The organism is Alkalibacterium sp. s-m-28 (assembly GCF_054658175.1).
On record NZ_BAAGIQ010000439.1, the window covers coordinates 1 to 255 of the forward strand.

Annotated in this window: 1 protein-coding gene; it reads right to left on the bottom strand. The window is 45.5% G+C overall.

Going from position 1 to position 255, the window contains the following annotated elements:
• Window positions 1-244 (bottom strand): helix-turn-helix domain-containing protein (locus ACYQ4S_RS12915; RefSeq protein WP_459771570.1); only part of this gene is annotated, 244 nt, incomplete at its 3' end.
• Window positions 245-255 lie beyond the last annotated feature (11 nt).

Sequence of the window (255 nt, forward strand, 5' to 3'; positions counted from 1 at the left end):
TCTTCTTCGACTTGAAGCGTGGAGCCTTGTTCTGCTTTCTAAAAAAACACTTGAACGAATCATCGAGATGACGTAACGCCGATTGCAATGAGATACTATCCACTTCTCTTAGCCAGTCGATTTCTTTTTTTAGTTCGGTCAGTTGAGCGGAGCAGGAATTGTAGCTCAGTCCTTTGCCCGAGCTTTCGTACAGCTCGTTCCATTTTGCAAGGAAATGGTTGAAGACGAACCGACTGCACCCAATCGTCTTCGCAA